Raw genomic sequence first — 12,681 nt, 5'->3', positions numbered from 1 at the left:
CCGAGAGCTGGGTCTGGCTCTCCGAAGCCAGAAGGCTGCTCAGGGGGCTGAGCGAGGGGTGATTCGGCAACACCCTCTTTGCACAAGCAAAGAAAAGTCACTCGCTCGCGGCAGCGAGCGAAACAAGAGAACGACAGCAGTTCCTTCAAAGCGGGATCCCGGCGTGACCAGCCATTCGGCTGTTGAAAACCGCCGGGATGACGGGGATGGTGTTGCGGCATAAAGCAGATCCCTCGCCTTCGGCTCGGGATGACTAAAGAGGGGATCACGATCACCCGGAACCCGCATCGCGGCTCGATCCTCTTCGAGGCAAGGTGATGTCACGCAATGGCGGGCTTGAGCCCGCCCTACGGTGGCTTACCCGGGCGACGCAGACATGCGAGGCCTCAGCTCCCGAACTCCGGCCCCCGCGCCAGCGCGCGCTTCACTTCTTCCAGCGCGTTCGGGTCGTCGAGGGTGGACAGGTCGCCGGGGTCGCCACCCTGGGCGAGGGCGAGGAGCGAGCGGCGCAGCAGCTTGCCGGAGCGTGTCTTCGGCAACGCGCCGACGACGTAGATGCGGGCGGGACGGGCGACGGCGCCGAGGCTGTGCTCGACCTGTTTGCGCATGCCGTCGGCGGCGGCGACGCGGGCGTCGCGCTCCGTCGTGGTCTGGCGCAGGGTGGCGAAGACGACGGGCACCTGCCCTTTCAGTTCGTCGGCGACGCCGACGACCGCGGCTTCGGCGACGACGGGGCAGCTGGACACGGCTTCCTCGATCTCGCGGGTGCCCAGGCGATGGCCGGCGACGTTGATGACGTCGTCGGTGCGGCCGAGGATGAAGGTGTAGCCGTCTTCGTCGCGGATCGCCCAGTCGAGCGAGCTGTACAGCAGTTCCTTGAAGTGGCCGAAGTAGCTGCGCAGGAAGCGCGCGTCGTCGTGCCACAGCGTGCTCATGCAGCCCGGCGGCAGCGGCGGTTGCAGCACCAGCACGCCCTTCTCGCCGGGGCCGACTTCCTCGCCGGTGGATTCGTGGATGATCTTCGTGCGGTAGCCGAGGTTGGGGAAACCCGGCGAGCCGAACTTCACCGGCTTCATGTCGAGGCCCGGCAGCAGGCACAGCACCGGCCAGCCGGTCTCGGTCTGCCAGTAGTTGTCGATGACCGGTTTGCCCAGCGCGTCGGTGATCCAGTGCGCGGTGGGTTCGTCCAGCGGTTCGCCGGCGAGGAACAGGTACCGCAGCGACGTCAGGTCGTGGCGGCGGATGTAATCGACGTCGTGCTTCTTCAGCACGCGCGCGGCGGTCGGCGAGGAGAACATCGTGCGCACGCGGTACTTCTCGCACAGCGCCCACCAGATGCCGGGATCCGGATGCACCGGCAGGCCTTCGTACAGCAGCGAGGTCGCGCCGACGATCAGCGGGCCGTAGACGTTGTACGAATGGCCGACGGCCCAGCCCACGTCGGACGTGGAGAACATCGTCTGCCCGGGGCCGACGTCGTAGACGGTGCGCATCGACAGCGCCATCGCGACCGCATGGCCACCGACGTCGCGCTGCACGCCCTTGGGCTTGCCGGTGGTGCCGGAGGTGTAGAGCAGGTAGCTGGGTTCGTTCGACTCCAGCCATTCGACCGGCACCTGCGCATCGCCGACGGCGGTGCGCAGCGTGGCGTAGTCCTCGTCGCGGCCGGCGACCTTCGGCTCGGCCGGGTCGAGCCCGCGCGAGACGATCAGCACCTTCGGCGGCGCGAACTCGGCTTCGGCGCAGGCGGCGTCGACCAGCGCCTTGTACGGGATGACCTTGCCGCCGCGCATGCCGGCGTCGGCGGCGATGAGGAGTTTCGGTTTCGCGTCGTCGATGCGCAGCGCGAGGTTGTGCGCGGCGAAGCCGCCGAACACCACCGAGTGGATCGCGCCGATGCGCGCGCAGGCGAGCATCGCGAACACCGCCTCGGCCATGTTCGGCATGTAGATCACGACGCGATCGCCGCGGCCCACGTCCAGCCGCTTCAGCACGGCGGCGAAGGCATTCACCTCGCGATGCAGTTCGCGGTAGGTGATCTCGCGGGTGGTGTCGGTCTCGGTGGAGATCGCGACGAGCGCGAGCTGGTCGCCGCGCGCCTCCAGGTGCCGGTCGACGGCGTTGTAGCAGAGATTGGTCTCGCCGCCGACGAACCATTTGCGGAACGGCGGCTCGTCGTATTGCAGGATCGTGTGCGGCGGCACGTGCCAGTGGATGGCCTTGGCCTGCTCCGCCCAGAATGCCTCCGTTTCTTCGACCGATCGGCGATATTCGTCTTCGTAGCGCATGGCCCCTCCCGGCGTGGCGCGATGCCGGGAGCATAGTCCCGCGCGGCGACGGCGGCCTTCCGACCTTGGTCGGAGGCGGGGATCATGAAGACGCTCCTCGCTTGGTAGAGCGGCCTTCAGGCCGCTGCTTTTGGAGATGTGCGATGGATCAAGAGCAGCGGCCTGAAGGCCGCTCTACCAAAGCAAGAGATCAATGCCTCGCAAACGAAAATGCCAGCCGGGGGTGAGCCGGCTGGCATTCGGATCGGCAACGGGTGCGCTTACAGCAGGTGCGCGACGCCGGCGCGTTCCTCTTCCAGCTCGGCCAGGGTCTTGTCCATGCGGGCGCGGCTGAACTCGTCGACCGGCAGGCCTTCGACGCGGGTGTATTCGCCGTTGGCGCAGGTCACCGGCACGCCGTACATCACGCCTTCGGGGATGCCGTAGCTGCCGTCGGACGGGATGCCCATCGTCACCCAGTCGCCATCGGTGCCCAGCGCCCAGTCGCGCATGTGGTCGATGGCGGCGTTGGCGGCCGAGGCGGCGGACGACAGGCCGCGGGCCTCGATGATGGCGGCGCCGCGCTTGCCGACGACCGGGATGAACGTGTTGGCGTTCCAGTCGGCGTCGTTGATCTTGTCCTGCAGCGACGCGCCGCCGACGGTGGCGAAGCGGTAGTCGGGGTACATGGTCGGGCTGTGGTTGCCCCACACGACCATCTTCTTGATGTCGGCGACGGCGACGCCGGCCTTGCCGGCCAGCTGCGACAGCGCGCGGTTGTGGTCGAGGCGCAGCATCGCGGTGAAGTTCTTCGCCGGCAGGTCCGGGGCCGACTTCATCGCGATGTAGGCGTTGGTGTTCGCCGGGTTGCCGACGACCAGCACCTTCACGTTGCGCGAGGCGACGTCGTTCAGGGCCTTGCCCTGCACAGTGAAGATCTCGGCGTTCTTCAGCAGCAGGTCCTTGCGCTCCATGCCCGGGCCGCGCGGCATCGCGCCGACCAGCAGGGCGTAGTCGGCGTCCTTGAACGCGACCTTCGGATCGTCGGTGCCGACCATGCCGGCCAGCAGCGGGAACGCGCAGTCTTCCAGCTCCATCATCACGCCCTTGAGCGCGGCCTGGGCCTTCTCCAGCGGCAGTTCCAGCATCTGCAGGATCACCGGCTGGTCCTTGCCCAGCATTTCGCCGGAGGCGATGCGGAACAGCAGGGCGTAACCGATCTGGCCGGCAGCGCCGGTGACGGCGACTCGGACGGGGGTCTTCATGTGCGGTAGCTCCAGAAAGCCTTGAGGAAAGATCGAAGGAAGGAAACGCGATCGGGACGGGTGGCAAGGGTAGACGCGACATGGCCGGGAGGCCATCGCCCGCGGCTACGACTTCCGTCGAAGGCCGCGGAGGCGTCGGGAAATCGTATGCAGCCCCCCGACGAAAAAGGCCGGATCGCGGAGGCGACCCGGCCCGTGGTTCAGGACAGCTCGGCGAAGAACTCGCGGATCCGCGCCATGCCCGGTGCCAGCTGCGGCGTCGGGCAGGTGTAGCTGATGCGCAGCGCGCGCGGCTCGCCGAAGGCCGAGCCCGGGACGCAGGCCACGCCCTTGGCGTCGAGCAGCGCGTTGCACAGGTCGACGTCGTTGGCGATCTTCGCGCCGCTGGGGCCGTGGGTCTTGCCGAAGTAGGCGCTGACGTCGGGGAAGACGTAGAACGCACCCAGCGGCTTCGGGCAGACGATGCCGGGGATCTGCGCCAGCACCGCCATCACCTCGTCGCGCTTGGACTGGAACTCGGCGCACTTCTGCGCCGGCACGTCCTGCGGGCCGTCCAGCGCGGCGATCGCCGCGGCGGTGGTGAGCTCGGGGATGTTGGTGATGTGGTTCGAGTTGAGCGTGACCACGGCCTTCGCGACGGACTCTGGGCCGGCCATGAAACCGACGCGCCAGCCCGGCATGCCGTAGGTCTTCGACAGCGAGTCGAGGAAGATCAGGCGGTCGCGCAGTTCCGGGCGGAAATGCAGGAAGTTGTGGTAGCCGACGCCGTCGAACACCATCGTGTTGTAGATGTCGTCGGTGATGATCCACGTGTCCGGATGCTTCGCGACCACGTCGGCCAGCGCGGCGATCTCGTCCTTCGTGTACGCCATGCCCGTCGGGTTGGACGGGTTGTTGAACAGGAACACCTTCGGCTTCTTCGCCAGCGCGGCGTCGAGCTGCGCGGGGGTGAGCTTGTAGTCCTGTTCCGGCGGGCACGGCAGCAGGTCGATCTTCGCATTCACGATCTCGGCGATGTCGACGTAGCTGGTCCAGTACGGCGTCGGGAAGGCGATGGTGTCGCCCTCGTCCAGCAGCGCCTCGGCCAAGTTGTAGATCATGTGCTTGGCACCGATCGCCGTGACCACGTTGGCGCGGGCGTAGCCGGTCAGGCCGAGCGCCTCGATGTGGCGCAGGAAGGCGTCGAGCAGCGCGTCCGCGCCGCGGTTGCTGCCGTACTGGCCGCTGTCCTTCGCGAGGGCCTCGCGCACCGCCTCGTACACGTGCGGGCCGGGGAGGAAGTTCGGGACGCCGATCGAGAAGCTGATGATGTCGCGGCCTTCGGCCTTGAGCTTCTTGGCCTTTTCGGCGACGACCATGATCGCGCTGGGCTTGGCGCGGCCGATGCGCCGGGCGAGCTGTGGCATGAGGGTTTGACCTGGAGAAGGTATGCACTATTGTAGCCGCGGCGATCCCGCGTCGCAGCATGCGCGGTGCGGCGGAACCGGAACATGCACAGGGCCGCTGCCCGGCGCGACCGGGCGCATGCTCGCCATGAGACCCGTCCTGAGACCCGGAAAGAGGGGAATCGCGTGAAGATGCGTCCGTACGCCCGGTTGCTGTACCCCGCCTGCGCCCTGCTCGTCGCCTGCGTGCTGGCGACCTCCGGCGCCGCGGCCGCCACCCGCTCCCGCACCGCCGTCGACGCCACCGGCAGCCTGGTCAAGGTCGACGGCAGCATCGCGCTGGTCGAGCCGGACATCGAGCTGTCGCTGGTCACCGCCGGCGGCATGCTGGAGCCCCGGCGCGAATGGTCCGAGACCGCGCGCCGGCTGTATCCGGCCGAAGTGCGCCGGCAGCTCGAAGGCCGTCGCGTGGTGATGGTCCCCGACTACGACATCCCCGACGATCTGGCCCCGGCCTCGCAGCTGGGCCAGGTCATCCGCCTGCACCAGGCGGTGGCGATGAGCATCCTGCAGTACACCACCCCCGGCAACGTGCTGGCGACCAAGAAGGACGCCAAGGGCCGCGCGCGGATGGACTGGAGCCTCGGCCCCGGCGTGCAGGCGCTGCGCGAGCAGACCGGCGCCGACTACGCCCTGTTCACCTACCTGCGCGACAGCTACACCAGCAGCGGCCGTGCCGCGCTGCGCATCGTCGGTGCCCTGCTGCTGGGCGGCGACATCGGCGGCGGGGTCCAGGTCGGCGTGGCCACGCTGGTCGACCTGCGCACCGGCCAGGTGGTCTGGTACAACCTGCTGGCCAAGCAGAGCGGCGACCTGCGCGACCAGGAAGGCGCGGCGACCACGGTCCGGCAGATGCTCAGCAAGCTGCCGGTGGAGTGACGCCCATGCGCGCGCCCCGCTCCTTCACCGCCGCCCTGCTCGCCGCCGCGCTGGCGGGCGCGATGACCGGCGCCAAGGCCGCCGCCCCGCTGCCGCACCTCAAGCCGGGCGAGCGCCCGGCCCCGGGCTCGACGGAATCCGAGCTGTGGTACGGCACCGACCAGGCCGAGAAATACCTGCGCCAGGCGCCGATCGTGGTCCACGACCCCGATTTGCAGCGCTACGTCGAGGGCGTGGTCTGCCGCGTCACCGGCGACTACTGCAAGGACCTGCGCGTCTACATCGTCGACTACCCGGTGTTCAACGCCTCGATGGCGCCCAACGGCGCGACGCTGGTGTTCACCGGCGCGCTGCTGCGCATGCGCGACGAATCCGAACTGGCGGTGGTGCTGGGCCACGAATTCGCGCACTACAAGGCGCGGCACTCGCTGGAAAGCTGGGAGACCACCAAGCGCGCCAGCGCCTTCCTCAGCACGTTCGGGCTGGTGAGCTGGGTCGGCGGCATCCCGCTGGCGGGCGAGATCGCCTATCTCGGCGGCATCGGCGGGCTGTCCAAGCAGTCGCGCGACAACGAACGCGAGGCCGACCGCCTCGGCTACGCCGCCACCATCGCGCTCGGCTACGACCCGCAGGGCGGCGTGCGCGTGTGGGAGCGCATGCGCCGAGAGGAACAGGCCGACAAGCACCACCACAGCGGCGGCGTGTTCGCCAGCCACCCGAAGACCGAGGAACGCCTGACCGACATGCGCGCCGCCGCGGCGCAGGTGTCGACCGAGCACCCGGTCACCAACGCCGAGGCCTACCGCGCGGCGATCCGCCCGTTCCTGCAGCGCTGGATGGAAGGCGAACTGTCGCGACGCACCTACGACACCAGCCTGCAGGTGCTGTCCGAGTTCAGGCAGGACGCCACGCCCGACACCGCGGCGCTGGCCACGTTCTACCTCGCCGAAGCGCATCGCCGCCGCAACAAGGGCGACGACATGGCGCAGGCCGGCACGCTGTACGCCGAAGCGCTCGCCCTGCCCGACCCGCCCGCCGCCGCGTGGCGCGAGCAGGGCCTGTACCTGCAGGCGCACGGCGACGAGCCCGGCGCGATCGCGGCGCTGCGCCGTTACCTCGACGCGGCCCCGGAGGCCGGCGACGCCGCGCTGATGCGGCATACCCTCGAACGATGGGAGAAGACGCCATGACCCTGCGCACGATGCGCCCGCTGCTGCAGACGCTGCTGGTCGCCCTGCTGGCGCTGCTGCTGGCGGCCTGCGCCAGCCAGTCGCTGCAGACCGCCGGCAAGGCGTCGGCCTTCGACATGACCTTCGACACCACGCTCGACTGGAGCCGCATCAAGGCCAACCGGCGCGAGATCTGGACGATCGACGGCGTGCTGCTCAACCGCCTGCTGATCTTCTCGAAGATCAAGCCGGGCGAGCACGTGTTCCAGATGGCCCGCGAGCGCAAGTCGCGCCCGGACGGCCCGTGGTACCGCAGCGGCATGCGCCTGGACGAAGTGCAGAAGCTGATTACCGACGGCCTGGTCGACGGCCAGTGGGTAGGCGTGCAGGCGACGAACCTGCGCCCGCACAGCTTCGGCGGCGTGGACGGCATCCGTTTCGACGTCGAGATGGCCGATCCCGACGGCCTGATCTACCGCGGCACCGTCGCCGCCGCCGAACGCAACGGCCTGCTCAACCTGATCGTGTGGGTCGCCCCGAAGGAGTACTACCACGGCCGCGACGTCGCCGCCGTGGACGCGATGCTGGACGGGATGCGGTTCAAGTAATCGCGCAGCCTTGCGCCGCGCGCCCGGAGGTGCGCGGCGTTTCCGGAAAGTCCCGTGGCACTCAGGCCGCGATCTCCAGCGGCACCGCCGGGAAATCCACGACCGTGCCGGCGACGTGGTTGACGTAGTTGGTCAGCGTGTTCAGCGCGACCAGCGCCACCACTTCCAGCACGTGGCCGTCGTCGAAGCCGGCCAGCTTGAACGCAGCCAGCTCGGCGTCGTCGACCACACCACGCGTCTCGGTCAGCCGCCGGGCGAAGGCCGCCAGCGCGGCATCGCCGGCATCGGCGCTGGCACCCGAGCGCGCGGCCCGGATGTCGGCTTCCGACAGGCCGGCGCCCTTGCCGATCAGCGTGTGCGCCGCGAGGCAGTAGCCGCAGCTGTTCGCCTGCGCGACGGCGAGGGCGACGATCTCGCGTCGACCCGCATCGAGGCGGCCGCCGGCCAGCGCGTCCGAGAACGCCAGGTAGCCGTTGAGCGTGGCGGGTGCGCGGGCGAAGGTGCGGAACAGGTTGGGGACGACGCCGAGCTTCGCCTTGACCGCGGCGAGGGTGGCGGCGACGGCGGGATCGGCCGAGGCCGGGTCGAGCGGGGCGATGCGGGGGGACGAGGTGGTCATGGCGGGGCTCCTGTGAAGCCGTGGAAGGAGGCGCCACTGTGGCGGCTCGACCGATACGCATGGCATCATTTCGTCCACGAAAAGCCACGGATCGTCTCGTCATGCAGGATCGCCTCAGCGCACTGCTCGACTGCTTCCGCCTGCGGGCCCGGGTCTTCCACACCGGCAGCCTGTGCGACACCGCCGATTTCGACGCCCGCGAAGGCGTCGGCCACCTGCACGTGCTGCGCGGCGGCACGCTGCGGATCGGCGACGGCGTCGCCGGCGAGACCGTGATCGCCGAGCCCAGCCTGATCTTCTATCCGCGGCCGGCCCCGCACTGGATCCGCGGCGAAGGCGCGCACGGCGCGGAGCTGGTGTGTTCGTCGATCGAACTGGGCGCGGACGCCGGCAATCCGCTGACGCGCAGCCTGCCCGCGCGGCTGGTGCTGCCGCTGCGCGACAACGCGCTGCTGCGCGGCACGCTCGAACTGCTGTTCGAGGAAGCGTTCGCCGGCTACTGCGGGCGCCAGGCAGCGCTGGATCGCCTCAGCGAACTGATGATCCTGCAACTGCTGCGCCACTGCATGACCGCCGGCGTGGTCGCGGACGGCGTGCTCGCCGGCCTCGCCGATCCGCGCCTGGCGAAAGCGCTCAACGCGATGCATGGCGCCCCGGGCGAGGCGTGGACGCTCGACGGTCTGGCGCGGGTCTGCGGCATGTCGCGCGCCCGGTTCGCGGCGCACTTCCACCGCGTCGTCGGCACGCCGCCGGGCGACTACCTGACCGACTGGCGCCTCAGCGTCGCGAAGACGCTGCTCAAGCGCGGGCAACCGGTGAAGACCGTGGCGCTCGACGTCGGCTACGCGAATGCCTCGGCGTTCGCGCGCGCCTTCGCGGCGCGGCATGCGGGCACGTCGCCCACTGACTGGCTGTCGGAGGCCGGCACTGCATCGCCACAGTAACCCCGCAAACGAAAAACGCGCCCGGAGGCGCGTTTTCCATGCGATGCCGCAGCCCGGATCAGGCGGCGAGAATCTTGTTCCACTCCGCCACGCGGTCGGCCTTCGCGTCGAGCGCGGCCTGGGCGTCGCCTTCGATCTTCACCGATTTGATGACGTCGCCCTGGCGGATGGCGTCGACCACGTCCAGGCCTTCCAGCACCTTGCCGAACACGGTGTGCTTGCCGTCCAGCCACGGGGTCGCCACGTGGGTGATGAAGAACTGGCTGCCGTTGGTGTTCGGGCCGGCGTTGGCCATCGACAGCACGCCGCGCTCGTGGCGGACGCCGTTGTTGGCCTCATCCTCGAACTTGTAGCCCGGACCGCCGGTGCCGCGACCCTGCGGGCAGCCGCCCTGGACCATGAAGTCGGCGATCACGCGGTGGAAGACCAGGCCGTTGTAGAAGCCGCGCTGGGCGAGGTTCACGAAGTTGGCGACGGTCAGCGGCGCCTTGTCGGCGAACAGTTCGATGCGGATCGGGCCGCGGTCGGTGTCGAAATGGGCGATCAGGGACATGCCAGAGTCTCCGGGCGACGAAAAAGGGCGCACACCGTACCACGCCCGCCCTCCCCGGCGGGCGTGGCGGTGGCCCCCGTCATTCAGAACACTTCGTCGGCCAGCTGGCCCGGGCGGTAGGTCGAGTAGACGTAGACCGGGATGCCCGCGTCGGCCAGATGTTCGAGGATCAGCGGGCGCACGTCGTCCCACGCCAGACCGCCGACGCCGGTCGCCAGCCGCGGCAGCGCGATGCTGGTCAGGCCCTGTTCCTCGATCTCCGCCCGCAGCGCCTTCAGCGCATGGCGGACGTGCTGCAGGCTGGCCTTGCCCGGCTTGCCGCCGTGGTGGCCTTCGGCGCCGTCCTGGGTGAACAGGTTGACGATGCGGCGACCGTCGGCGCCCGCCCAGGTCCACAGGGTGCCGGGCTTGGGATGGGTGGACTGGCAGTAATGCCGGAAGTCCTTGTAGAGCGCCGGGGCGTACTCGCGCAGCGAGAGCGCCAGACCGGTGTGGAAATCGTCGTTCGGGGCCACGCCGTGGGCGATGGCCTGGGCACGCGTCTTGAGGATGTCGCCGGTGGTTTCCTGAAGCATGGGGCTTCCTTGGGGTGGAAATGGGATGGCGCCAGCCTCCCACGCCTCCGCCCGCATCGCCTTGCCTCCGGGCAGGCGCGCATGACGCGAAAACCGCTAGAATCGTCGATTCGCCGCCGTACTTCCGCAGACCATGGCGTCGCGGCTCAGCCCCGGCGGCTGGCGATCAACGACATCGCCAGACCGGCCCAGCCCAGCAGCACCATCACCCCGCCCAGCGCCAGCAGCGGCACCCGCAGCGTGGCCGGCAACGCCTGTGCGATCGCCGATGCCGGCGAGAACTGCATCCACAGCCCGAGGCCCAGCACCAGCAGGCCCAGGGTGTCCAGCGCCAGCGCCCACAGCGGCGGTTTCCAGGGGGTCGGAGCCATGCGCGGGTCCTTGATGAACGGGGCAATCGAGGCCGATCGAGCCATTGCTCGACCGGGCAGCCTATAATAGTCGGCTTCCTTCACGACAATCCGCGCCCGGCCCACCCGCGGCGCCATTCGCCATGTCCGCACAGAATTCCGTCGAACGCCTCCGCAACATCGCCATCGTCGCCCACGTCGACCATGGCAAGACCACTCTCGTCGATCAGCTGCTGAAGCAGTCCGGCACCCTGAACGAACGCGCCGTGGTCCCCGACCGCGTGATGGACAGCAACGATCTGGAAAAGGAACGCGGCATCACGATCCTCTCCAAGAACACCGCGATCCGCTGGACGAATCCGAAGACCGGCGAACAGTGGCGCATCAACATCGTCGACACCCCCGGCCACGCCGACTTCGGCGGCGAAGTCGAGCGCGTGCTGTCGATGGTGGACTCGGTGCTGATCCTGGTCGACGCGATGGACGGCCCGATGCCGCAGACGCGCTTCGTCACCCAGAAGGCGTTCGCGATGGGCTTCAAGCCGATCGTCGTCGTGAACAAGGTCGACCGCCCCGGCGCGCGCCCGAGCTGGGTGCTGGACCAGACGTTCGACCTGTTCGACCGTCTCGGCGCCACCGACGACCAGCTCGACTTCACCACCGTCTACGCCTCCGGCCTGCAGGGCTTCGCCGGCATGACCGAAGACGTGCGCGGCGGCGACATGACCCCGCTGTTCGAGGCGATCTGCGAGCACGTGCCGGCGCCGCCCGTGGACCCCGATGGCCCGTTCCAGATGCGCGTCACCTCGCTGGACTACAACAACTACGTCGGCATCATCGGCGTCGGCCGCATCCAGCGCGGCAAGGTGAAGACCAACCAGAACGTCACGATCATCGATCGCGAAGGCAAGACCCGCAACGGTCGCGTGCTGCAGGTGCTGGGCTTCATGGGCCTGGAGCGCGTGGAAGTGGCCGAGGCGCAGGCCGGCGACATCATCGCGTTCTCCGGCATCGAGGGCGTCGGCATCTCCGACACGCTGTGCGCGCCCGACGCCGTCGAGCAGCTGCCGGTGCTGGCGGTGGACGAACCCACCATCTCGATGACCTTCCAGGTGAACGATTCACCGTTCGCCGGCGTGAAGGAACGTTCGGGCGGCAAGTTCCTGACCTCGCGCCAGCTGCGTGATCGCCTCACCCGCGAAACGCAGCACAACGTCGCGCTGAAGGTCGAGGACACCGGCGACGCCGACAAGTTCAAGGTCAGCGGCCGCGGCGAACTGCACCTGTCGATCCTGATCGAGACCATGCGCCGTGAAGGCTACGAGCTGGCGGTGTCGCGTCCGGAAGTGATCATCCGCGAAATCGACGGCGTGCTGCAGGAGCCGTACGAAGCGCTGGTCGTCGACATGGAAGAGCAGTTCCAGGGCGGCGTGATGGGCCGCCTCGGCGAGCGCAAGGCGCTGCTGCAGAACATGGAGCCCGACGGCAAGGGCCGCGTGCGCCTCGACTACCTGATCCCGGCGCGCGGCCTGATCGGCTTCCAGACCGAATTCCGCACGCTCACCGCCGGCACCGGCCTGCTGTTCCACGTCTTCGACCATTACGGCCCGAAGACCGACGGCGCCATCGGCCAGCGCCAGAACGGCGTGCTGATCTCCAACGGCACCGGCAGCTCGCCCGCGTACGCGCAGATCGCGATGCAGGAACGCGGCCGCCTCTTCATCGAGCCGGGCGAGGAAATCTACGAAGGCCAGATCGTCGGCATCCACGCCAAGGACAACGACCTCACGGTCAACGCCCTGCGCGGCAAGCAGCTGACCAACTTCCGCGCCTCCGGCAAGGACGACGACGAGGGTCTGATCCCGCCGATCAAGTTCTCGCTGGAGCAGGCGCTGGAGTTCATCGACGACGACGAGCTGGTCGAAGTCACCCCCAAGCAGATCCGCCTGCGCAAGAAGATGCGCACCGAGGTGGATCGCAAACGGGCCTCGCGCGCGGCATAATCCG

General features: G+C 69.0%; 12 protein-coding genes. 5 read left to right on the top strand and 7 right to left on the bottom strand.

Going from position 1 to position 12,681, the window contains the following annotated elements; genetic code table 11:
- Positions 1–386: 386 nt before the first annotated feature.
- The 3 genes from prpE to ACT53Q_RS09175 all read right to left on the bottom strand — a co-directional run bounded on the left by prpE (position 387) and on the right by ACT53Q_RS09175 (position 4,938).
- A complete protein-coding gene (prpE, locus tag ACT53Q_RS09185) occupies positions 387–2,288 on the bottom strand; it encodes a propionate--CoA ligase (RefSeq protein WP_476186332.1) in 1,902 nt (633 codons plus the stop codon).
- Between the two features lie 260 nt (positions 2,289–2,548).
- The gene (locus ACT53Q_RS09180; protein WP_476186331.1) at positions 2,549–3,532 is read right to left on the bottom strand and encodes a malate dehydrogenase; all 984 of its coding nucleotides are present in this window, start codon (positions 3,530–3,532) and stop codon (positions 2,549–2,551) included.
- Positions 3,533–3,732: 200 nt separating this feature from the next.
- On the bottom strand, positions 3,733–4,938 hold the full coding sequence (locus tag ACT53Q_RS09175; protein WP_476186330.1) for an aminotransferase class I/II-fold pyridoxal phosphate-dependent enzyme: 1,206 nt from the start codon (positions 4,936–4,938) through the stop codon (positions 3,733–3,735).
- Between the two features lie 165 nt (positions 4,939–5,103).
- Between ACT53Q_RS09175 and ACT53Q_RS09170 the strand changes: the two genes are divergently transcribed.
- Genes ACT53Q_RS09170 through ACT53Q_RS09160 form a run of 3 tightly spaced genes read left to right on the top strand, consistent with a single transcriptional unit; the run spans position 5,104 to position 7,633 of the window.
- Positions 5,104–5,856: a hypothetical protein gene (locus tag ACT53Q_RS09170; RefSeq protein ID WP_476186329.1), complete on the top strand. Its 753-nt coding sequence runs from the start codon at positions 5,104–5,106 to the stop codon at positions 5,854–5,856.
- A gap of 5 nt (positions 5,857–5,861) precedes the next feature.
- Positions 5,862–7,046 (top strand): M48 family metallopeptidase, encoded by a 1,185-nt coding sequence (locus tag ACT53Q_RS09165; RefSeq protein WP_476186328.1) that lies wholly within the window; start codon positions 5,862–5,864, stop codon positions 7,044–7,046.
- The gene (locus tag ACT53Q_RS09160) at positions 7,043–7,633 is read left to right on the top strand and encodes a hypothetical protein (RefSeq protein WP_476186327.1); all 591 of its coding nucleotides are present in this window, start codon (positions 7,043–7,045) and stop codon (positions 7,631–7,633) included. The genes ACT53Q_RS09165 and ACT53Q_RS09160 overlap by 4 nt, the downstream gene beginning before the upstream one ends.
- 61 nt (positions 7,634–7,694) lie before the next feature.
- On the opposite strand, the gene ACT53Q_RS09155 is transcribed toward ACT53Q_RS09160, so the two are convergent.
- Positions 7,695–8,252 (bottom strand): carboxymuconolactone decarboxylase family protein, encoded by a 558-nt coding sequence (locus ACT53Q_RS09155; RefSeq protein ID WP_476186326.1) that lies wholly within the window; start codon positions 8,250–8,252, stop codon positions 7,695–7,697.
- A gap of 101 nt (positions 8,253–8,353) precedes the next feature.
- On the opposite strand from ACT53Q_RS09155, the gene ACT53Q_RS09150 reads away from it, so the two are divergent.
- Positions 8,354–9,196 carry an AraC family transcriptional regulator gene (locus ACT53Q_RS09150; RefSeq protein WP_476186325.1) on the top strand — a complete coding sequence of 281 codons (843 nt, stop codon included), beginning with the start codon at positions 8,354–8,356 and terminating at the stop codon, positions 9,194–9,196.
- A gap of 58 nt (positions 9,197–9,254) precedes the next feature.
- Here the strand turns inward: ACT53Q_RS09150 and ACT53Q_RS09145 are convergent, their stop codons facing one another.
- The 3 genes from ACT53Q_RS09145 to ACT53Q_RS09135 form a co-directional block, all read right to left on the bottom strand.
- On the bottom strand, positions 9,255–9,749 hold the full coding sequence (locus tag ACT53Q_RS09145; protein WP_476186324.1) for a peptidylprolyl isomerase: 495 nt from the start codon (positions 9,747–9,749) through the stop codon (positions 9,255–9,257).
- A gap of 83 nt (positions 9,750–9,832) precedes the next feature.
- Positions 9,833–10,324 carry a macro domain-containing protein gene (locus ACT53Q_RS09140; protein WP_476170340.1) on the bottom strand — a complete coding sequence of 164 codons (492 nt, stop codon included), beginning with the start codon at positions 10,322–10,324 and terminating at the stop codon, positions 9,833–9,835.
- A 146-nt stretch (positions 10,325–10,470) separates the two neighbouring features.
- Positions 10,471–10,695: a hypothetical protein gene (locus ACT53Q_RS09135; RefSeq protein ID WP_476186323.1), complete on the bottom strand. Its 225-nt coding sequence runs from the start codon at positions 10,693–10,695 to the stop codon at positions 10,471–10,473.
- A gap of 122 nt (positions 10,696–10,817) precedes the next feature.
- On the opposite strand from ACT53Q_RS09135, the gene typA reads away from it, so the two are divergent.
- A complete protein-coding gene (gene typA / locus ACT53Q_RS09130; RefSeq protein WP_476186322.1) occupies positions 10,818–12,677 on the top strand; it encodes a translational GTPase TypA in 1,860 nt (619 codons plus the stop codon).
- Positions 12,678–12,681 lie beyond the last annotated feature (4 nt).

The organism is Lysobacter sp. DMC97 (assembly GCF_056313745.1).
Note: the sequence above shows the minus strand (reverse complement) of the source record. Positions and strands in the feature narration are given on the sequence as shown.

Coding starts and splice junctions, on each gene's coding strand:
- ACT53Q_RS09165 (WP_476186328.1), top strand. CDS start 5,862: ATGCGCGCGCCCCGCTCCTTCACCGCCGCCCTGCTCGCCGCCGCGCTG.
- ACT53Q_RS09160 (WP_476186327.1), top strand. CDS start 7,043: ATGACCCTGCGCACGATGCGCCCGCTGCTGCAGACGCTGCTGGTCGCC.
- ACT53Q_RS09145 (WP_476186324.1), bottom strand. CDS start 9,749: ATGTCCCTGATCGCCCATTTCGACACCGACCGCGGCCCGATCCGCATC.
- prpE (WP_476186332.1), bottom strand. CDS start 2,288: ATGCGCTACGAAGACGAATATCGCCGATCGGTCGAAGAAACGGAGGCA.
- ACT53Q_RS09180 (WP_476186331.1), bottom strand. CDS start 3,532: ATGAAGACCCCCGTCCGAGTCGCCGTCACCGGCGCTGCCGGCCAGATC.
- ACT53Q_RS09175 (WP_476186330.1), bottom strand. CDS start 4,938: ATGCCACAGCTCGCCCGGCGCATCGGCCGCGCCAAGCCCAGCGCGATC.
- ACT53Q_RS09140 (WP_476170340.1), bottom strand. CDS start 10,324: ATGCTTCAGGAAACCACCGGCGACATCCTCAAGACGCGTGCCCAGGCC.
- ACT53Q_RS09135 (WP_476186323.1), bottom strand. CDS start 10,695: ATGGCTCCGACCCCCTGGAAACCGCCGCTGTGGGCGCTGGCGCTGGAC.
- ACT53Q_RS09155 (WP_476186326.1), bottom strand. CDS start 8,252: ATGACCACCTCGTCCCCCCGCATCGCCCCGCTCGACCCGGCCTCGGCC.
- ACT53Q_RS09150 (WP_476186325.1), top strand. CDS start 8,354: ATGCAGGATCGCCTCAGCGCACTGCTCGACTGCTTCCGCCTGCGGGCC.
- typA (WP_476186322.1), top strand. CDS start 10,818: ATGTCCGCACAGAATTCCGTCGAACGCCTCCGCAACATCGCCATCGTC.